This window comes from Methylobacillus flagellatus KT (assembly GCF_000013705.1).
GTDB lineage: Bacteria > Pseudomonadota > Gammaproteobacteria > Burkholderiales > Methylophilaceae > Methylobacillus > Methylobacillus flagellatus.
The window spans coordinates 2,671,282-2,692,475 of record NC_007947.1; the positions used below are offsets into that span (position 1 = coordinate 2,671,282).

18 protein-coding genes are annotated in these 21,194 nt (G+C 57.2%); 13 read left to right on the forward strand and 5 right to left on the reverse strand.

The annotated features are described in order from the left end of the window. Nucleotides 1-6 precede the first annotated feature (6 nt). From mrdA to MFLA_RS12785, 13 genes are all read left to right on the forward strand, one after another. Nucleotides 7-1,944, forward strand: a complete 1,938-nt coding sequence (gene mrdA / locus MFLA_RS12725) for a penicillin-binding protein 2 (protein ID WP_011480712.1) — start codon at nt 7-9, stop codon at nt 1,942-1,944. Beyond that, on the forward strand, nt 1,934-3,028 hold the full coding sequence (rodA, locus tag MFLA_RS12730) for a rod shape-determining protein RodA (protein WP_011480713.1): 1,095 nt from the start codon (nt 1,934-1,936) through the stop codon (nt 3,026-3,028). The genes mrdA and rodA overlap by 11 nt, the downstream gene beginning before the upstream one ends. Before the next feature lie 46 nt (nt 3,029-3,074). Beyond that, on the forward strand, nt 3,075-4,007 hold the full coding sequence (locus MFLA_RS12735) for a septal ring lytic transglycosylase RlpA family protein (RefSeq protein WP_011480714.1): 933 nt from the start codon (nt 3,075-3,077) through the stop codon (nt 4,005-4,007). Between the two features lie 52 nt (nt 4,008-4,059). Beyond that, complete coding sequence (locus MFLA_RS12740) at nt 4,060-5,217, forward strand: D-alanyl-D-alanine carboxypeptidase family protein (RefSeq protein ID WP_011480715.1); 1,158 nt, start codon at nt 4,060-4,062, stop codon at nt 5,215-5,217. Between the two features lie 11 nt (nt 5,218-5,228). After that, complete coding sequence (locus MFLA_RS12745) at nt 5,229-6,095, forward strand: D-amino acid aminotransferase (RefSeq protein ID WP_011480716.1); 867 nt, start codon at nt 5,229-5,231, stop codon at nt 6,093-6,095. A gap of 5 nt (nt 6,096-6,100) precedes the next feature. Further along, the gene (locus MFLA_RS12750; protein ID WP_011480717.1) at nt 6,101-6,394 is read left to right on the forward strand and encodes an HP0495 family protein; all 294 of its coding nucleotides are present in this window, start codon (nt 6,101-6,103) and stop codon (nt 6,392-6,394) included. A gap of 21 nt (nt 6,395-6,415) precedes the next feature. Further along, the gene (gene lipB / locus MFLA_RS12755) at nt 6,416-7,072 is read left to right on the forward strand and encodes a lipoyl(octanoyl) transferase LipB (protein WP_011480718.1); all 657 of its coding nucleotides are present in this window, start codon (nt 6,416-6,418) and stop codon (nt 7,070-7,072) included. Then, nucleotides 7,069-8,046 carry a lipoyl synthase gene (gene lipA / locus MFLA_RS12760; protein ID WP_011480719.1) on the forward strand — a complete coding sequence of 326 codons (978 nt, stop codon included), beginning with the start codon at nt 7,069-7,071 and terminating at the stop codon, nt 8,044-8,046. The genes lipB and lipA overlap by 4 nt, the downstream gene beginning before the upstream one ends. Then, on the forward strand, nt 8,006-9,370 hold the full coding sequence (locus MFLA_RS12765) for a hemolysin family protein (RefSeq protein WP_229407061.1): 1,365 nt from the start codon (nt 8,006-8,008) through the stop codon (nt 9,368-9,370). Before lipA ends, MFLA_RS12765 begins: the two co-directional genes overlap by 41 nt. Next, nucleotides 9,360-10,619, forward strand: a complete 1,260-nt coding sequence (locus MFLA_RS12770) for an FAD-dependent monooxygenase (protein WP_011480721.1) — start codon at nt 9,360-9,362, stop codon at nt 10,617-10,619. The genes MFLA_RS12765 and MFLA_RS12770 overlap by 11 nt, the downstream gene beginning before the upstream one ends. Nucleotides 10,620-10,858: 239 nt before the next feature. Beyond that, the gene (locus MFLA_RS12775) at nt 10,859-11,515 is read left to right on the forward strand and encodes a pyridoxamine 5'-phosphate oxidase family protein (RefSeq protein ID WP_011480722.1); all 657 of its coding nucleotides are present in this window, start codon (nt 10,859-10,861) and stop codon (nt 11,513-11,515) included. Between the two features lie 40 nt (nt 11,516-11,555). Next, complete coding sequence (locus MFLA_RS12780; RefSeq protein WP_011480723.1) at nt 11,556-12,116, forward strand: NADPH-dependent FMN reductase; 561 nt, start codon at nt 11,556-11,558, stop codon at nt 12,114-12,116. Nucleotides 12,117-12,506: 390 nt separating this feature from the next. Then, on the forward strand, nt 12,507-12,968 hold the full coding sequence (locus MFLA_RS12785) for an HIT family protein (RefSeq protein ID WP_011480724.1): 462 nt from the start codon (nt 12,507-12,509) through the stop codon (nt 12,966-12,968). 70 nt (nt 12,969-13,038) lie between these two features. Here the strand turns inward: MFLA_RS12785 and MFLA_RS12790 are convergent, their stop codons facing one another. The 5 genes from MFLA_RS12790 to MFLA_RS12810 all read right to left on the reverse strand — a co-directional run bounded on the left by MFLA_RS12790 (nt 13,039) and on the right by MFLA_RS12810 (nt 21,113). Beyond that, the gene (locus MFLA_RS12790; RefSeq protein WP_011480725.1) at nt 13,039-13,989 is read right to left on the reverse strand and encodes an energy transducer TonB; all 951 of its coding nucleotides are present in this window, start codon (nt 13,987-13,989) and stop codon (nt 13,039-13,041) included. Further along, nucleotides 13,989-15,371, reverse strand: a complete 1,383-nt coding sequence (mpl, locus tag MFLA_RS12795) for a UDP-N-acetylmuramate:L-alanyl-gamma-D-glutamyl-meso-diaminopimelate ligase (protein WP_011480726.1) — start codon at nt 15,369-15,371, stop codon at nt 13,989-13,991. Before mpl ends, MFLA_RS12790 begins: the two co-directional genes overlap by 1 nt. A gap of 59 nt (nt 15,372-15,430) precedes the next feature. Then, nucleotides 15,431-19,219, reverse strand: a complete 3,789-nt coding sequence (metH, locus tag MFLA_RS12800; RefSeq protein WP_011480727.1) for a methionine synthase — start codon at nt 19,217-19,219, stop codon at nt 15,431-15,433. A 158-nt stretch (nt 19,220-19,377) separates the two neighbouring features. Then, on the reverse strand, nt 19,378-20,868 hold the full coding sequence (locus tag MFLA_RS12805; protein WP_011480728.1) for a YifB family Mg chelatase-like AAA ATPase: 1,491 nt from the start codon (nt 20,866-20,868) through the stop codon (nt 19,378-19,380). A 2-nt stretch (nt 20,869-20,870) separates the two neighbouring features. Next, on the reverse strand, nt 20,871-21,113 hold the full coding sequence (locus MFLA_RS12810; protein ID WP_011480729.1) for an accessory factor UbiK family protein: 243 nt from the start codon (nt 21,111-21,113) through the stop codon (nt 20,871-20,873). Nucleotides 21,114-21,194: the final 81 nt, after the last annotated feature.

The following is a 21,194-nucleotide window of genomic DNA, read 5'->3' on the forward strand; positions in this document are numbered from 1 at the left end:
TTGCGTATGAGACCCCGTCGTTCAGAACTCAAGAACTACCAGAAGGAGCAACGCGATTTTCGTTCTCGGCTGGCTGCCGGAGCAGTGCTGGTTGTGATTTGCTTCGGCATCCTGATCGCTCGCTTCACCTACCTGCAATATACGAAATATGACCATTACCAGACCATGGCCGAGAACAACCGCATCTCACTGGTGCCCATCGTGCCGAACCGCGGGCTGATTCTGGACCGCAACGGAGTAGTGCTGGCACAGAACTCTTTCGTATATACGCTGGAAATCACGCCGGCCAAGGTCGCCAGCAGCGTGGAGGAAACCATTGATGAGCTGGCGAAGCTGATCGAAGTCAGTGCTAACGACCGCAAGCGTTTCAAGAAACTTCGTGCCCAAACCCATAGTTTCGAGAGCATCCCTATCCGCACACACCTCAACGAGGATGAAGCCGCCAGGATTGCCGTCAACCGCTTTCGCCTGCCAGGAGTGGAGATCCGATCGCGCCTGTTTCGCCAGTACCCACAAGGGAAATCAGGTTCTCATATCATCGGTTACATAGGCCGTATCAATGATCGCGACCTAGAGAACCTCAGGGAATCGGGCGACCTTTCCAATTACAAAGGCTCCGACCACATCGGCAAAAGCGGCCTGGAACAATATTACGAGCCACAGCTGCATGGTGTCACCGGCTTCCAGCAAGTAGAAATCGACGCGGGCGGCCATGCAGTGCGCGTACTATCCAGCACTCCGCCAATCCCTGGCAACAACCTGATTCTTTCCATCGACAGCAAATTGCAGCGCATTGCCGAGGAAGCCTTCGGCGATTACCGTGGCGCCCTAGTGGCAATTGAGCCCAGCACGGGAGAAGTGCTCGCATATGTCAGTCAACCCGGCTATGACCCCAATCTCTTCGTTGACGGGATTGACAGCGAAAGCTGGAAAGAACTCAATGAATCACTGGACAAGCCCTTGGTCAATCGCCCCTTGCGCGGCGTCTATCCTCCGGGCTCCACTTTCAAACCGTTCGTCGCCCTGGCCGGGCTTGAGGCTGGAAAGCGCGCGCCACCATTCAGCATCAGCGACCCGGGATTTTTTACACTTCCTGGAAATTCGCACCGCTACCGCGACTGGAAGCCAAGCGGCCATGGCACCGTTGACATCCGCAAGGCCATTGCAGTTTCTTGCGATACCTTCTTTTATGGGCTGGCCATGGAATTGGGGATAGAAAAGCTTACGTCGTTCGTCAGCCACTTCGGTTTCGGTAAACCTTCCGGCATCGACATCAAGGGTGAAATGAGCGGACTGTTGCCCACACCCGAATGGAAGCGCCGCCGCTTCAAGCAAGCCTGGTTCCCAGGCGAGACTGTCATTGTCGGCATCGGCCAGGGTTATATGCTCGCTACCCCAATGCAGCTGGCGCAGGCCACGGCCATTCTCGCCAACAATGGCAAGGCCATGCGCCCCCACCTGGTTTCCGCCATCCAGGAGAGCAAGAGCGGCCATATCCACCCCATCCCGCCAGAAGTCATTGACCAGGTATCGCTCAACCCGAAAAATGTCGACATCGTGAAACAAGGCATGATGGATGTCACCCTGCCAGGTGGCACTGCGGCCAGGCTGGGTGCCGACAGCCCCTACCTGATGGCATCCAAGACCGGCACGGCCCAGGTGGTCGGCATCAAGCAAAATGAGAAATACAACGAGAGCAAGATGCACGAGCGGCACCTCGACCACGCCTTGTTCATCACCTACGCGCCCGCGGAAGACCCCAAGATTGCCATCGCCGTGATTGTGGAAAATGGCCGCCACGGCGGGTCTACCGCAGGCCCGATCGCACGACGTGTGATGGATTACTATTTGCTAGGCAAAGAGCCGCCATCGGAAAAACCGGCAGCGGAAGACCCCAGCGTAGGCGCATCGGTCACCCCAGAGGCAAACACCCATGATGAGTAAACTGCTTAAGCGCCTAGTCCGGCATATCGACGGCTTTCTGATGTGCTGCCTGATCGTCACCATCATCCTGGCCTTGTGCGTGCTTTACAGCGCTTCCGGCCAAAGCATGGGCAAGATTACCAACCAGCTGATTAATATCAGTGTCGCTGTCAGCTTGATGTGGATTGCTGCCAATGTCTCGCCCCAGATTCTGGAGCGCATTGCATTGCCTGCCTATGTGGTGGGCGTATTGCTGCTGATCAGCGTGGCGCTGTTCGGCGAAATCAGCCATGGTGCCAGGCGCTGGCTGCATATCGGCGTTGCCAAGATTCAGCCTTCGGAGCTGATGAAGATTGCCGTTCCGATGTTGCTGGCCTGGTACTTCTCCCGCCGCGAATCCGCCGCCACATTGAAGGACCATCTCGTCGGCACGATATTGCTCGCGATCCCGGTCGGCCTGATCATGAAGCAGCCCGATCTTGGCACCTCGCTGATGATTGCCGCTTCCGGATTTTATGTCTTGTTCCTTGCAGGATTGAGCTGGCGCATCCTGATCGGCGCGGCCGTCGGCATAAGCGTTGCTGCCCCCATTCTCTGGACCATGCTGCACGATTACCAGCGCCGACGTATCGAAATACTCTTTGATCCCTATCAGGATCCTTTGGGCGCCGGATATCACACCATACAGGCCAGCATCGCACTGGGATCCGGCGGCCTCGCAGGCAAGGGCTGGCTCAATGGCACCCAATCCCAGCTCGACTTCCTGCCCGAGCGGACTACCGATTTTATCTTCGCCGTATTCGGCGAGGAATTCGGCCTGCTGGGCAATATCTTGCTCATCCTGCTGTTTACCATCATCATTGGCCGCGGCTTAGTGATCGCTGCCCAGGCACAAGGCACATTCAGCCGCTTATTGGCCGGCAGCATCACCCTGACCTTTTTCACTTATGTGTTTGTCAACATAGGCATGGTCAGCGGTATTTTGCCCGTCGTGGGTGTGCCCTTGCCGCTCATCAGCTACGGCGGCACATCGCTGGTTACCCTGCTGGTCGGTTTTGGCATACTCATGAGTATTCACACGCACAAGAAGCTTGTTACCTCATAGGAAAGAAAGGAGCGAAATAGGCCTATTGATCCAGGCCTGCAGACCCATGAAACTGATACGCAACCTGATTCCTGGCATCATTGCCCTGACGATGGCCGCCTGCGGTGGCGGCAGCAGCGTCAAACCCGAAGCGAGCAAGCCTGCTCCGACAACCCAATCTACCCCCAAGAAAGGGGGCTATTACCTGGACGACGGCCCGGGCGACAACCCACCAGCCGACATTGACAGCATACCGGACGCCAAGCCGCGTGCCGAAACACCGCTGCCACGTGCCAACCGTCCGTATACGGCACTGGGGCGCCGTTACACGCCGCTGACAGAACATACCCCCTATAAGCAACGCGGCATTGCCTCATGGTATGGCAAGCGCTACCATGGCCAGAAAACGTCCAGCGGCGAAGTCTACGACATGTATGCCATGACCGGCGCACATACCATCCTGCCGCTGCCAAGTTATGTCCGTGTCACCAACCCGGAGAACGGGCGCTCCGTCATCGTCCGCATCAATGACCGCGGCCCTTTCCATGACAACCGGCTGATTGATCTTTCATACGCTGCCGCCTACAAGTTGCGCCTGGTGGAAAAAGGCAGCGGGATTGTCGAGGTGGAAGCCCTGGACGAATATGGCCAGCCGATTTCAGCCCCGGCGGGCTCCCCAGTTGATCAACAGGCAAGGCCTGCGCTTGCAGAGGCCGGCAATGGCAACCTCACCAATGCAATGAGTGAAACCGTCACTACCCCACCCATCACAGGTGCCTATGTGCAGGTGGGCGCATTCTCGATCAAGGCAAACGGCGACCGGCTGGTCGAGACATTGCAGCAAAGCCAGCTCGCAAACGATGTCCAGATAGAGAATTGGTATAATGCCGGAACTTATCGCGTGCGCCTCGGACCATATAACAGCCGCCAGCAGGCAGAGGCCGCAGCGGAAAAGATCAAGCAGACACTCAATACCAACGCAATCGTGGTATACCAGTGAAGGTGTTGGCTATCCCCGACTGAACCCTAACCCATTGAGTTAAAGAGATTCTATGTCCTACCTTTCCATCTACAAACCAGTCACGATCATCGCTGTGGCAGCTGCCTTTACAGCCAACATGCTGATGGCGCACGCAGCAGATATCCCCCAGCCGCCCACGCTGGCGGTAAAGTCCTACCAGCTGTATGACTTCAATAGCGAACGAGTGATCGCGGAGCAGGATGGCAACTCCCGTGTCGAGCCCGCCTCCCTCACCAAGATCATGACTGCCTACCTTGCATTCAAAGCCATCAAGAACGGCCACTTGACCCTGACGCAGACACTGCCGGTCAGCGTCAAGGCCTGGAAGGTGGAAGGCTCCAAGATGTTCATCGAACCCAATAAGCCTGTCACGGTGGATGAGTTGCTGCACGGCATGATCATCCAGTCCGGCAATGATGCCTCCATTGCCCTGGCTGAAGGCATCGCAGGCTCCGAGGAAGGCTTCGCCGAGCTCATGAACAAGGAAGCCGCCCGGCTGGGGATGAAAGGCACCCATTACGTCAACGCCACCGGCCTGCCAGACCCGCAACACTATACTACCGCGCATGATCTGGCACTGCTGGCGGCCGCACTGATCCGCGACTTCCCTGACCATTACAAGCGCCTGTACTCCATGAAGGAATACACCTATAACAAGATCAGCCAGCCCAACCGCAACCGCCTGTTATGGCTGGACCCTTACGTTGACGGCATGAAGACCGGGCACACCAAGAGCGCGGGCTACTGCCTGGTCACTTCGGCCAAACGCGGTGATACCCGCATGATCTCGGTCGTACTCGGCGCTCCATCTGACGCCGCCCGGGCGACAGAGAGCCAGAAACTGCTCAACTACGGCTTCCAGTTCTATGAATCCAAGCTGGTGTACAAGCGCGGTGCCGAAGTCAGCAGCCTCAAGGTGTGGAAAGGTGCGGAGAATAGCGTTGTGGCAACGGTGGCCAAGAATGTCTCCATCACCTTGCCCAAGGGCGAATATGCCCGGGTCAAGGCCAAGGTAGTCAGTCAACAGCCCTTGATCGCGCCGGTCAGCGCCGGTCAACAGGTTGGCAAGATCCAGTTCATCCTGGATGACAAGGTCATCGCCGAACATAAGCTGGTCGCCGCCAAGAATGTGGCAGTCGCCGGCATCTTTGGCCGCATGCTGGATACAATCAAGCTCTGGTTCGAGTAATCCTGCGCTGCATGGATGACACCGTCTACCTCAATGGCTCATTCATGCCATTGGCACAAGCCACGGTCCCGGTCCTGGACCGTGGCTTTATCTTCGGCGATGGCGTGTATGAAGTCATCCCCGTGTATTCTGGCCATCCATTCCGCCTTGAGGAACACCTCGCCCGGCTTGCCATGAACCTGGAAGCAGTCCGGATCCGCAACCCGCTTGTCATCACGGCATGGCATGATGCCTGCTCACGGGTCATCGCAGCCAATGCCAGGCTAAGTGACCAATCACTCTACATCCAGGTTACGCGCGGGGTCGCGCCGCGTGATCAGGCATTTCCCCGCCCGGACGTGACTCCTACCGTCTTGATCATGAGCATGCCGCTGGTAACGCCAGGGCCCGAATTGGTGGAGTCCGGCGTCAGTGCGATCACGGCACTTGATATTCGCTGGCAGCGCTGCAATATAAAAGCCACTTCCCTGCTTGCCAATGTTTTGTTGCGGCAGGAAGCCGTGGATCACGGTGTTGCAGAAACCCTGATGCTGCGTGAGGGCTATCTCACTGAGGGCAGCAGCAGCAATGTCTTCATTGTGAAGAAGGGCGTGTTGCAGGCACCGCCTAAGAGCCAGTACATGCTTCCAGGCATCACCTATGATGTCGTACTGGAGCTGGCCCAGGCGCATGGCCTGCCATTCGACATCGCACCGGTAAGCGAGGCGCAACTGCGCGCGGCAGATGAAATCTGGCTCACCTCATCCACGAAGGAAGTGCTTGCCGTGGTCACGCTGGATGGCGCGAAAGTCAACGACGGCAAGCCAGGGCCGGTATTCAGACGCATGCATGCGCTGTACCAGGCGTTCAAGAATCAAGTCATGAGGGCCGCAAGGTAAGCAATATGGCAAATGAGCTTAATGGCAATCAGCCCAACGAGCAGGACACGCTGATCGATTTTCCCTGCGACTTTCCTATCAAGGTGATGGGAGAGGCACACGAGGAATTCGCCAACCTGATCATGGCTGTCATACAGCAACACCTGCCGGAATTTGATGCCACCCGCATCGAAATGCGGGCCAGCACCGGTGGAAAATATGTCAGCCTGACCTGTACCGTGCTCGTACATTCCAAGCCGCAGTTGGATGACATTTACCGCTCACTCACCTCCCATCCAAAGGTGAAATACGTCCTGTGATCATGGTGGCGGCAATACCCCATGCAGCATGAACGCATGAACCGGCCCCTAATCATTCGCACGCTGGGGCGCACCGATTACCTCGCCACTTGGCAAGCCATGCAGGCCTACACCCAGTCCCGAGACGAACACAGCCACGATGAGCTCTGGCTCACCGAACATGCCCCGATCTATACCCTGGGCCTGAACCGCAAGGGCGTGCGCCTGCCAAGCCGACATGATATTCCGCTGATCGAGGTGGATAGAGGAGGCAAGATTACCTATCATGGTCCGGGCCAAGTCGTCATCTATGTGCTGCTCGACCTCAAGCGCCGCGGCATGAGTGTACGCTCGCTGGTCAGCGCCATGGAAGACAGCATGATCGCCTTGCTTGCAGAACATGGCGTCACGGCAGCGGCTCGCGCCGATGCGCCGGGCGTCTATGTCGAAGGCGCCAAGATCGCCTCGCTTGGCCTGCGCCTCAAGCACCAGCGCAGCTATCATGGCCTGGCGCTGAATATCGATATGGACCTGGCGCCGTTCCTTGCCATCGACCCGTGCGGTTACCAGGGCCTGCAGGTCACGCAGGTCCGTGATCTGGGAATAGCCCTGACATCCGAGGCGGCGGCACAAAAGCTGCTTGATAAATTGACAACACAGTTAGGCTATACTGATCGTCTGACCGAGAATACCTTATGACAGAAATTACCGAACGTATCGTCCCGCCGCCCCGCAAGGTCGCGGGCGTCAAGGAATCCAGCGCCGAGAAGATGGCGCGCATCCCGATCAAGATCATTCCCATGCCGGCTATGCGCAAGCCGGAATGGATACGCATGAAAGTGCCGGATAGCGCACGTTTCCGCGAAATCAAGCAGGTGCTGCGCGAGAATAATCTACATACTGTCTGTGAAGAAGCATCCTGTCCCAATATCGGGGAATGCTTCAGTGGCGGCACCGCCACGTTCATGATCCTTGGCGACATTTGCACCCGCCGTTGCCCGTTTTGCGATGTATCTCATGGCAAACCATTGCCACCCGATGCCAACGAGCCTGAAAACCTGGGCCGTACCATTGCCCAGATGCGCCTCAAGTATGTCGTCATCACCAGTGTGGACCGCGACGACTTGCGTGACGGTGGCGCGCAGCATTTTGTCGATTGCATCGCAGCAGTACGCGCCCACTCACCACAGATCAAGGTGGAAATCCTCGTGCCTGACTTCCGCGGCCGCCTGGATCGCGCCATCCATATTCTCAAGGCCGCTCCTCCCGACGTCATGAACCACAATCTGGAAACTGTGCCGCGACTATACAAGGAGGCGCGCCCTGGCTCCGATTACCAGAACTCGCTGGATTTGCTCAAGGAATTCGGCAAGCTGCACCCCGAAGTGCCAACCAAGTCCGGCCTGATGCTGGGGTTGGGCGAAACCGACGAGGAAATTTTGGATGTCATGCGCGACCTGCGGGCGCACAATGTCACCATGTTGACCCTCGGCCAATATCTGCAGCCCAGCCCGCACCATTTGCCGGTCAAGCGTTTCGTCACGCCGCAACGCTTTGCCGAGTTCGAGCGGCAAGCCCTTGCCATGGGGTTCACCCATGCCGCCTGCGGCCCCATGGTGCGCTCCTCCTACCATGCCGATCATCAGGCACAACAAGCAGGTGTCAATTTCTAACTCCATCATTATGGAAAGTAACCTTTTACTCATTCTGCTTGCCTTATTCCTGGTCCTGCTCAACGGCTTCTTCGTGGCGGCCGAATTCGGCCTGGTCAAGCTCCGGCAAACCCGTGTCAAGGCAATTGCCAAGAACAATGGCTGGCGTGGCCGCATTCTCGCCAAGGTTCACCACCAGCTCGACGCCTACCTCTCCGCCTGCCAGTTAGGCATTACCCTGGCATCCCTCGGCCTGGGATGGGTGGGCGAACCGGCGTTCGCCAAACTGCTGGAGCCCTTGCTGTTCAATATGGGCATCACCACACCTGAACTCGTGCACGGTATTTCATTCTTTGTTGCCTTTTTCACCATCTCCTACCTGCATATCGTGCTGGGTGAGCTCGCCCCCAAGTCCATGGCCATCCGCCAGCCGGAAAGGATAGGCTTATGGACGGGAGCGCCCTTGTATGTTTTCTATTGGCTCATGTATCCTGCCATCTGGTTGCTCAATGCCAGTTCGAACTGGATATTGCGTAAGTTCGGCCTGAGCACCGGTCATGCCACTGACGCACATTATTCCGCCGACGAGTTGAAACTGATCCTGCGCAGCAGCCGCGCCTCTGAAGAGCTGACCAAGGATGAATGGAATATCCTCGCCCATACATTGGACTTCAGCGACCTGGAAGTAGCCGATCTGATGCGACCTTTCAATGAAGCCATTTCCCTCTCCGCCAAGAACAGCTTTGAAGAAAACCTGAAAATCATCGCCCAGCACCGCTACAGCCGCTACCCGTTTGTGGAGCAGGACGGCAAGGTCAAGGGCGTCATTCACCTCAAGAGCTTGTTCCTTGCCAAATTTGAGGAAGATGAACTGCAGGACCTGGGCCGCTTTGTCCATCCAGCCCCATTTGTACCTCCCGACCTGCCCGCGATAGAGCTGTTTCGCCGCTTCCGTGAAGGTAAGGTTAGCCATTTCGCCATCGTCGGGCGCAAAGGGCAGGAGCCCCTCGGCTTCATCACCTTGGACAACATGCTAGGGGCATTGGTCGGGGAAATCCGCGACGAATTCCGCCAGACTCAGAACGACTGGACCAAGCTGGATGACGGTACGCTCATCGGCAAGGGCAGCCTGCCCATTTTCACGCTGGAACGCGCCCTGGGCATCGAGATCGACAATGAGGACGAAGTCGATTCGGTGGGTGGGCTGGTGTTGTCCAAGCTAGGCTATATCCCCAAGGAAGGCGAGAGCATCGCCTTCGAGCAATTCGACATTGTCGTCAAGAAAATGAACGGCCCGCGCATCATCCTGGTCCGCATTCACCCGAAGCAGAAACATGATGAGTAATACAGCGGCCACAGTAAACCACTCTCAAAAAGTCGACCTGTTCATCGTCGGTGGCGGCATGATAGGCAGCGCGCTGGCTGCCAGGCTCGCGCCTAGCGGCATGCGGATCGCCCTGCTGGAAAACCATCAACCTGCCGCTTTTGACCCCTCCAGTCCTCCGGATTTGCGCGTATCGGCCCTGAGTCCTGCCTCTATCGACTTTCTTGAGCAAGCCCAGGCATGGCCGGCAATACAAACCATGCGCACTGCGCCGTTCAAGCGCATGCAGGTCTGGGAAAACCGCCAGGACCACGGCACCATGTTCGATGCGGCAGAAGTGGATGCGCCCTGGCTCGGCCATATCGTCGAGAACAGGCTGGTGCAGCTCGCCTGCCTGGAGATTGTTGAAGGTTACGACAACGTCACGCTGCTATGCCCGGGCGAAATCGGGCAGATCGCTTATCGGCCGGAAGGCAGCCACATCCGCCTGAACAGTGGTCAGATTTTTGAGGCAACACTCCTCATCGGTGCCGATGGCGCCAACTCCCAAGTCCGCAAAGCGGCCGGTATTGCATTGGACAGCCAGCAATACCCCATGCATGCCCTTGTCGCCACCGTTGCCATCCAAGGTGGTGAACGCGATATCACCTGGCAGCGCTTCACCCCCGACGGGCCGCAATCGCTGCTGCCCTTGCCCGGTGACTATGCCTCACTGGTGTGGTATCACCGCCCGAGCGAGGTACGCCGACTATTGACACTAGACGACGATGCGCTGCTGGATGCATTCCGCCAGCACTTCCCTGCTGTATTGCCTGAAATCACGGGATTGGTGCGGCGCGGCAGTTTCCCGCTCGCACGAAGCCATGCGCAAGCCTATGTACGTCCTGGCGTTGCACTGATCGGCGATGCCGCCCACACCATTCATCCTCTGGCAGGCCAGGGGGTCAACCTCGGTTTCCAGGATGCTGCCGTGCTCAGCGAGACACTGCTGAGAGCCTGGCAAACAGGCGCTGACCTTGCCGCACTGCCCCACTTACAACGCTATGAGCGCCAGCGCAAGCTGGCCAACCTCGTCATGCAGCGCGCCATGGACGCGTTCAGCTACGGCTTCAGCAACGATGTTGCGCCCTTGCGGCTGCTACGCAACTTGGGACTCAGGTTTGCCGACCACACTGGTCCCATCAAGCGTCAAGTCATCCGCTATGCACTGGGACTAGGCCCTCAACCCAGCCTGCCTCTACCTTCCGGTCTATCCAAGCTCCTACCATAGCCTGCCATCATCTGCAGCCTTCACGGCCAGCCCGTGCTGTGTTCAACGTATAAGGTATTGCAGAACAGTATTGAAGTAGATGGCAGACAATGCGGTATCATGCGCCAAGCGGCTGCTCGTCGACACCTGCCAAAGTCGCAGCGCCAATTTATCCGGCAATGTATCTTGACTCCCGGAAAGAACTATCCCTACCATGGGACTATACAGGTCAGTCAATATCACGCATGGAGGAGATGAAAATGAGCGAGTTTTATGGCGCGCAGCATAGGCAATGGCAGGAACATTTCGATGGAGTGGCAATGGCGGACCGGGTACGCGAACTGATCGTGCTGCCCAGTATCCCGGAAGAGCATGCAGGCTTCATCGGCAGCCGGGATTTCTTCTTTCTTTCCACCATAGACCACCGAGGCTTTCCCACGTGCTCCTATAAGGGCGGCCAACCCGGATTTGTCAAAATACTGGATGACACCACCCTGGCATTCCCCAGCCTGGATGGCAATAGCATGTATCTATCGATGGGCAATCTCTCGCTCAATCCTAAAATAGGGATGTTATTCATTGACTTTGAAACGCCACACCGAATCCGTGTTCACGGTACTGCCAGCGTTAAACCGGACGACACTTTGCTTGCGGAATATCAAGAAGCCGAGCTGATCGTAAGAATCAAGATCGAGGAAATCTTCGTCAATTGCCCACGCTACATACATAAGCACCAGCGTGTGCAACATTCGCCTTATGTACCGCAGGCCGGATGCACCACGCGAACGCCGCAATGGAAGCGCCTGGACAGTGTACAGGACGTGCTGCGACAACCTGACTTGGAGAAGGTGTCCCGCATGGGCGGCCCGATCACGATAGAAGAATATATGGAACTCGTGCTGCAGGGAGATGCCTGACAGCTTGCAAGTCATCATCACTGACAGAAAAGGAAACAGCATGATCAAGCTATTGGGTATTTCCGGCAGCCTGCGCAAGCAATCGTTCAACACTGCTTTATTGAACGCAGCAAAAACGCTTGCGCCTGCTGATGTGCAAATTGAAATTGCTACACTACACGGCATACCGCTTTATGATGGTGACATGGAAGAAGCGTCTGGCATTCCTGAAGCTGTGACAACACTCAAACAGAAAATGATCGCCAGCGATGGCGTCATCATTGCTACGCCTGAATATAATGGTGGTTTCCCTGGCGTCTTGAAGAACGCAACCGACTGGCTGTCACGTCCGCCTGCCGATATCGCGCAGGTCTTCAATGGACGCGCTTTCACCGTGATCGGGGCCACGCCATCTGGATTTGGCACCATTCTGGCTCAGGATGCCTGGCTAAGAATATTGCGCCAGTTGGGCACCCGTTACTGGGCAGGAGGCAGGTTGCTGCTCTCACGCGCTCACGAAGCCTTCGATGATCAAGGCCGGCTGGTCGACCAGCGCTCCAGGGAAGAATTGGAGAAATTCATCCAGGGATTCGCACAATTCGCGACAAAGACTCCGTCGTAAATTGACTTGATGAGCCCGACTTGGACACAGTGTGCAAGTCGGGCTCGCTCTATCAGTTCAGCACGGCTCCCCCAGCCCTACTGCGCGCACTTTGCCAAACCTTCGTTGCGAAGCATCATTCTGCCACTCTGGGGCCACTCCCCGATGATCCTGATGACTCTTGCTCCCAATGCAATCCCTGCAGGAACAATGCGACGAATGACAATCAACGCCAATTCCAGGCGCTAGCCCAGCGGAAGTCTGGACATCCTGGCTTATAATCCTGACAATACCTGCAGCCAGCCAATGGGAAGCCCCACCGAACAAGGCCTTGCCCGTGAGCGCCGGCCGCACTTTATCTTAGCAACCACCGGCATTGAATGGCCATATTGAAAAACCTGAGCAGCCCTCATGACCAGAACCATGTCTTTCCACAAAAATTGTGAACTCTGTACCACCGCCGGCGGCGAGATTCTTTGGCAGGATGCGCTATGCAGAGTCGTGCACGTGGAAAACCAGGATTATCCGGGCTTTTGCCGCGTTATCCTCAACCGTCACGTCAAGGAAATGAGCGACCTCAGGCCTGCGGAGCGCGACCATCTCATGTTGGTCGTGTTTGCAGTCGAGGAGGCCGTGCGTGAAGTCATGCGTCCGGACAAGATCAACCTCGCCAGCCTCGGCAACATGACGCCTCACGTCCATTGGCACGTGATCCCGCGCTTCAAGCGTGACCGCCACTTTCCTAACTCGGTCTGGGGGGAAACCAAGCGTGAGAGCCTGCCTCAAGCCCTCGACCAGGGGAGCACTACCGCATTGAAGAAAGCAATTTCCGTACGGCTGGACCAAGGCGAACCGGTGTTCATGGGCATGTAGACAATGGGTGCCTAAACGTCCGGCATCTGCTAGAGGTTTACACGCTTCCCATCTGGATCCAGGGCAGCAACTACTGTGTCGAGAAGCTATCTTCCTTGGTAAATATCCAGGTCCGTGTAATACCGATAATGTCGTATTCCTTGCGGATATCTTCAGGAAAGGCAGCATATGGCGCTGCTAGCTCTACGATGCGCTTGGCGGCATCATCGAGTATTTTATGCCCTGAACTTCGGGTGACCTGTATCTTGTCAATGGAACCGTCCGCGCGGATATCGACAGATAGCTGCAGTTTGCCATACAGCTTCTGCTCCTTGGCCGCCTCGGGGTAATTGAGGTTACCGATTTTTTCCACTTTCTGTCGCCATGCCTCGACATAGGTGGCAAAACGGTACTCTTGCGTACGTCCGCCCAGCTCCTTACGTTTGGGACGCTTCTGGTATTCCTCCTGCTGCTTGGCAATCTGCGCCTCCAGCCGCGCAATATCCAAACTGCTTGCGATCAGGTCACGTGCATTGAGGTTTTTGGGCGCTTCCTGCTGCTGGCCATTGTCGGGCATGGAAGCCGCGGCACTTTGGGCGGGCGCCGATTCCAGCTTCTTTTGCGCATTGAGCTGGGTCATCAATTCCTGCGCCTGGCGTTCTAGCTCCGCCACTTTATCCTGCTGGGCCTGTTCCTGCCTCTCCTGGCCAGGACGAGAGGCTGCAGCTGCTTCCGCAGCCTCGGCCTGGGCTACCTCGGTCTTCTTTTTCCGGGGCGGCGGTAAGGCCGTCTTCATCTGCCTGTCCAGGTCTGTATTGCCACCGCGATCAAGGTTGGCTTGGGCTAGGGCATCGGCCTTCTTAGGCTTGGACTCGGTCTTAGCATTGACCAACACCACCTCCAGCGGCGGAATTTTGTCCTGCAGGTACTTGAGGTCTGGAACTTCGAAATTGACTGAAAGAATCAGGATGACGTGAAACACAGCCGAAAGCAGCAAGGCCCAGCCCAGGACGCCCATCTCTTTCAAGCCTTGCAGCTTCACTAGGCCAGCCTCTCCAGCAAGCGCTCGTGAATACCGCCAAAGCCGCCGTTGCTCATGACGAGGATATGGTCACCCGGCTGCGCCTCGGCGGCAATGGCCTCGATCAGCACCGACATGCTGTCAAAGGCCGCCGCCTTGTGCTGGATCGGCTGCAGGGCAGACGCTGCGTCCCAGCCGAGATGCTCGCCATAGCAGAACACCAGGTCCGCATCGGCCAGGCTGCCGGGCAAGGCATCCTTCATCACGCCCAGCTTCATGGTGTTCGACCGCGGCTCAAGCACAGCCAGAATGCGCGCCTTGCCCACCTTGTCGCGCAAGCCAGCTACCGTGGTGGCGATCGCCGTGGGATGGTGGGCAAAGTCATCGTAGACGGTAATGCCATTTGCTGTACCCCGTACCTCCATGCGCCGCTTGACGCTCCTAAACTGGGATAAAGCCACTATTCCGGCATCAATGGCAACCCCGGCATGCCGGGCCGCGGCCAACGCGGCAAGTGCGTTCATGCGGTTATGCTCGCCCAGCAATTGCCATTGCACGCGTCCGTACGCCTTGCCCTGAAAGCGCACGGTGAAACTGCCTGCCGCATCGACATCGGTAGCCTGCCAATCCGTGCCGAAATATTCCACTGGCGTCCAGCATCCGCGTTTGATCACACGCCTGAGGCTGCCTTCTTTGCCATTCGCCACCACCAACCCGTTACTGGGCACAGTGCGCACCAGATGGTGGAACTGGGTTTCTATCGCTTCCAGGTCGGGAAAGATATCCGCATGGTCGAACTCCAGGTTGTTGAGGATGACCGTGCGTGGACGGTAATGCACGAACTTGGAGCGCTTGTCGAAAAAGGCGGTGTCGTACTCATCCGCCTCGATCACAAAAAATGGCGAGACACCCTTATCATCCTGGCGCGGAACGCCGGGCAGGCGGGCAGATACGCCAAAATTCTCCGGCACGCCACCGATCAGGAAACCCGGGGCTAGCCCGCCATATTCCAATATCCAGGCCAACATGGAGGTCGTCGTGGTCTTGCCATGCGTCCCCGCCACCGCAAGCACCCACTTTTCCGGCTCCCCCTGCTTGGCGTACAGGAGGTGCTCTGCCAGCCATTGCGGACCCGACATATAAGGCAGGCCACGGTTGAGTATCTCTTCCATCAAGGAATTGCCACGCGCCACTACATTGCCTACGACGAACATATCGGGATTGAGGGAAACCTGCTCCGGGCCGAAGCCTTCGATCAGCGCTATGCCCTGGGCTTCGAGCTGCGTACTCATGGGTGGATAGACATTGGCGTCGCAGCCGGTCACATGATGTCCGGCCGCCTTGGCCAACACCGCGATCCCGCCCATGAATGTGCCGCAAATACCGAGAATATGGATATGCATAACGCTCACTAAATTTTTGAATCAGGATTGATTGTAGCAAAGGTGGCAGCAAGCAAAGATTACGACAGATTCGGCGCCAGCCAACGCTCCAGGTATTCTCGCGGCAGCCCGCGCCGTTTGGCCATGTCCAGTAACTGGTCTTCGCCGATCTTGTCCACACTGAAATACCTGGCTTCAGGATGGGCAAAATAGAAACCTGAAACCGCAGCGCCCGGCATCATCGCAAACGAGTCGGTCAATCGAATGCCCACTTCCTCACATTTCATCAGATTGAACATGTCCGGTTTGACGGTATGATCCGGGCATGCCGGATATCCAGGCGCCGGACGGATGCCACGATACTGCTCCTTGATGAGCGCCTCTTTACTCAGTGCTTCATCGGGCGCATATCCCCACAAGTCCTTACGCACGCGCTCATGCATGTATTCGGCAAATGCCTCGGCCAGGCGGTCAGCCAGCGATTTCAGCATGATGCTGCTGTAATCGTCGTGCGCTGCCTCGAAGCGCTGCTCGTATTTCTCTATGCCCAGTCCACCCGTCACGGCAAACATGCCAATGTAATCGGCAATGCCACTTTCCTTGGGTGCAATGAAATCCGCCAGACACTGGTTTGGCCGCTGTTCGCCCTTCACTATCGGCTTCTGAGTCTGCTGGCGCATGCCGTAATAGGTGAATGCAACCTGGCTGCGGGTGTCATCTGTATAAATTTCGATATCGTCATCATTGACGCTATTGGCAGGCAGCAGGGCGACCACCCCGCTCGCCGTGAGCCACCGTCCCTCGATGATTTTCTTGAGCATGGCCTGCCCTTCAGCAAACAGCTTGCTGGCAGCCGCTCCCACCACATCATCCTGGAGGATGGCAGGATAAGACCCCGCCAGATCCCAGGTCTGGAAGAACGGGCCCCAGTCGATATATTGGGCGATGGTAGCCAGGTCGATATTCTTGAACACCCGGCGCCCGATGAACTTGGGCTTGACCGGAGCAAAGCGGCCAGTAAAGTCGAGCTTGGCCTTGTTGGCCCTTGCTTCTGCCAACGTCAGTAGTGGGATGCCCTTCTTGTTGGCATGCTGGGTGCGCACGCGCTCGTAGTCCTGCTGCACCTCGGCAATATAATTGTCGCGCTGCTCCGGCGTCAGCAATGACTGCATGACGGAGACGGAACGTGAAGCATCGGGCACGTAAATCACCGGGCCGTCATAATGCGGCGCGATCTTCACGGCTGTATGCGCGCGCGAAGTAGTCGCGCCGCCAATCAGCAACGGCATCTTGATGCCATGGAAATAAGGGTCGCGCTGCATTTCCCGCGCCACATATGCCATTTCCTCGAGCGAAGGCGTGATCAGCCCGGACAAACCGATGATATCGGCGCCGGTAGCCTTGGCCTGCGCCAGAATCTCAGCGCACGGCACCATCACGCCCATGTTCACCACCTCAAAATTGTTGCACTGCAGCACTACCGAGACGATATTCTTGCCGATGTCGTGTACATCGCCTTTCACAGTGGCGATCACCATTTTGCCCTTGGGCTTGGCAACGATACCGGTACGCGCTTCCTCGGCGCGCTTTTCCTCTTCAATAAAGGGAATGAGGTGGGCTACGGCCTGTTTCATCACGCGCGCAGACTTCACCACTTGCGGCAGAAACATCTTGCCCTGACCGAACAAGTCGCCGACCACGTTCATGCCGTCCATCAGCGGCCCTTCGATCACATGGATCGGGCGACCGCCCTCGCTCATGACCTTCTGCCGCGCTTCCTCGGTATCTTGCACGATGAACTCGGTAATGCCGTGCACCATGGCGTATTCCAGACGCTTTTCCACCGGGACCGGGTTTTCAGGGGTGCCACGCCAATCCAGGGTTGCCTCCTGCTTTTTGCCTCCAGCGGCCAGGGTAGCGGCAAATTCGATCATCCGCTCGGTGGCATCCTCGCGGCGGTTGAGCACCACGTCCTCCACACGCTCGCGCAACTCCGGGTCGAGGTCGTCGTATACGCCTATCATGCCAGCGTTGACGATACCCATGGTCATGCCAGCCTTGATGGCATGATAGAGGAACACGGTGTGAATCGCTTCCCGCGCGGCTTCGTTGCCACGGAAACTGAAACTCACATTGGACACGCCGCCGGAAATACGCGCATGGGGCAGGTTTTCTTTGATCCAGCGCGTGGCGTTGATGAAGTCCACTGCATAGTTGTTGTGCTCTTCGATGCCAGTCGCCACGGCAAAAATATTGGGATCGAAAATGATATCCTCGGGCGGAAAATTCAGCTTCTCCACCAGCAGGTCATAAGCGCGCTTGCAAATCTCGATTTTTCGCTCGAAGGTATCGGCCTGCCCGGTTTCGTCGAATGCCATGACAATCACGGCCGCGCCGTAGCGACGGCACAACGCGGCCTGGCGCAGGAACTCGGCCTCACCTTCCTTCATGGAAATGGAATTGACGATGCACTTGCCTTGCACGCACTTGAGTCCTGCCTCGATCACCGCCCACTTCGACGAGTCGATCATGATGGGCACGCGTGCGATATCGGGCTCAGAAGCCACGAGATTGAGGAAATGCGTCATGGCCCGTACAGCATCCAGCATGCCTTCATCCATGTTGATGTCGATCACCTGCGCACCGTTTTCCACTTGCTGGCGTGCGACAGCGAGGGCCTCCTCGTACTGCTCGTTGAGGATCATACGGGCGAAAGCCTTGGAACCCGTGACATTAGTACGCTCGCCCACATTGACGAACAAGGAGTCTTCATCGATCGTAAACGGCTCCAGCCCAGCCAGCCTGGTCGCCACGGGGATTTGCGGAATGCGGCGCGGCGGGATATCCCTGACCGCCTCGGCAATTGCTGCGATATGCGATGGGGTGGTGCCGCAACAGCCGCCGGCAATATTGACGAAGCCACTCTCGGCGAATTCCCTGAGCAAGGCAGAAGTATCCTCCGGCTTCTCGTCAAAACCAGTGTCCGACATCGGGTTGGGCAAACCCGCGTTCGGGTAAATACAGACAAAAGTATCGGCGATCCTGCTCAGCTCTTCCGCATAAGGGCGCATCAGAGCCGCACCCAGTGCGCAGTTGAGCCCGATCGTCAACGGTCGCGCATGACGTATCGAGTACCAGAATGCAGGCACGGTCTGACCGGAAAGAATACGTCCGGAGGCATCCGTCACCGTTCCCGAGATCATGATGGGAAGACGCTTGCCGGTTTCCTCGAAATACTGGTCGATCGCGAACAATGCTGCCTTGCAGTTCAAGGTATCGAACACAGTCTCCACCATCAGGATATCAGCCCCGCCATCGACCAGGCCGCGGGCCTGCTCATGATAGGCCGCCACGAGCTGATCGAAAGTGATATTGCGCGCCGCCGGGTCGTTCACGTCCGGGGAAATGGAGGCGGTCTTGGGCGTCGGGCCGAGGGCACCCGCGACGAAGCGCGGCTTGTCCGAGGTGGAAAACTTGTCGCAAGCCGCGCGTGCGAGCCTGGCAGCCTCGACGTTCATTTCATAAGCCAGGTGGGCCATGAAGTAGTCTTCCTGTGCCACGCTGGTCGCCCCGAACGTATTGGTCTCGATAATATCTGCACCAGCCGCCAGGTATTGCTCGTGTATTTCCTGGATGATCTGCGGCTGGGTGAACGTCAGCAACTCGTTGTTGCCCTTGACGAACAGTTCCCGCTCGCCCTCAGGCGCAGCAAAATCGGCGAACCGCCCTTGCGGACCACCGCGATAATCCTCCTCCGTCAGCTTATATTGCTGGATCATGGTCCCCATTGCGCCATCGAGGATCATGATGCGCTTGGACAGGATTTCTCGCAGCAAGACCTCGGTGGGGGACATTTCGTAATGTTTCATGCGGAACCTTAATGCTGGCGAACCAAACAACTGCCAGGTGATTGAATATTCAGGACGTGATTATAAAACAGGAGTGACATGGCGCATAACGAAGTCGGCACTGACGGCAGTGCCGACCTTTTCCCCATGGCCTGTTGTATCTACTGAATACGTCTAGGCTACAACCCCAGCCTGCGGTATTGCACCGCTTCGGCAATATGAACACTTTGCACGGCTTCACTGGCAGACAGGTCCGCAATGGTGCGTGCCACCTTGAGGATACGGTGATATGCACGTGCAGACAGGTCGAGGCGTGCAATCGCCTGTTTCAGCAAGGCAGCCCCTGCTTCGTCTGGCTGGCAGTATGTTTCCACCTGCTGGCTGGTCAGCAAATAATTGGCGACGCCCTGACGATCCAGCTGGCGACGCCTTGCCGCCTCGACCCGGCTCCTGATTGTGGTACTCGCCTCGCCTGCCGGCGCCTGCATCAACTCCTCCTCAGTCAATGCCGGCACCTGGATGTGAAGATCAATGCGGTCCAGCAACGGCCCAGACAATCGGTGGCGGTAGCGCGCGATCTGGTCCGGCGTGCACCGGCACTTGCCGTTAGGATGCCCAAGATAGCCGCATGGACATGGGTTCATGGCGGCAACCAGCTGAAAGCGGGCGGGAAACTCCGCCTGGCGCGCTGCGCGTGAGACAGTGATGTGCCCGGACTCCAGGGGTTCACGCAACACTTCCAGCACCTTGCGGTCGAACTCCGCAAGCTCGTCCAGGAACAAAACACCATGATGCGCAAGCGAAATCTCACCCGGCTTGGGAATCGCACCCCCACCCACCAGGGCCACGCCCGAAGCCGTGTGGTGAGGCGCGCGATAGGGCCGCTTGCCCCAATCGCTGGCGCGGAAACCCTTGCTCAGAGACTGGATAGCCGCAGACTCCAGCGCTTCCACCTCCGTCATCGCAGGCAATATGCCAACAAAGCGCGAGGCCAGCATAGATTTGCCTGTGCCAGGCGGGCCGGACATCAGTACACTATGACCACCCGCAGCGGCGACCTCCAGGGCGCGCCTGGCTTGTAACTGACCCTTGACCTCGGCAAAATCGCCCTCAGCGGAAGCGTGCTGGACAACACTGACCACTTGCGGCGCCAGTAGCTCACGACCTGTCAAATGCGCGCACACTTGCAACAAACTGGTGGCTGGCAGGACTGCTACGCCTTGCACCAAGGCCGCCTCGGCAGCACTGTCCTGGGGCAGAATGAAGGTACGGCCAGATTCCTTGGCCTTGTATGCCATGGCCAAGGCTCCCCGAATCGGCCGCAACTCGCCGGTCAACGCCAGCTCGCCTGCCACCTCATACTGATCCAGCCCCTGAAGAGGAATCTGTCCGGAAGCAGCCAGAATGCCCAATGCAATAGGCAGATCATAACGACCACTTTCCTTAGGCAAGTCTGCAGGCGCCAGGTTGACGGTAATCCGGCGAGCCGGAAATTCGAATTGGGCCGTCTGCAGAGCAGCCCGCACCCTGTCCTTGCTCTCTTTCACCTCTGCTTCAGGCAGGCCCACAATGGTAAAACTCGGCAAGCCGTTGGCAAGATGAACCTCCACCGCGACCGCTGGCGCCTCCATTCCGGCCAGCGCGCGGCTATGTAACACCGCCAGCGCCATGTTCAGGAAGACTGCCCCAGCTTCGCTTCAATTTCAGCCAATTGTTTTTCGAGAGCAGCCAATTGAGCCCTTGTCTTGCGCAGCACCTCGGTCTGGACATCAAACTCTTCACGTGTGACGAGCTCCAGTTTTGTGAATGCGCCCTTTAATAGTGCATGCAGGTTGCGCTCGACATCCTCGGCAGGCAAGGAAGCATATATTTCTTTGATTTTATTAGATAACTCATCAATAAACTGAACACTCATGATTTCAAAATCTCCCAAGTTATCGACAGTTTAGCAGTTTTTTTCCGCCAAAAATCCAGATTAAACGCAATCAACTCAATC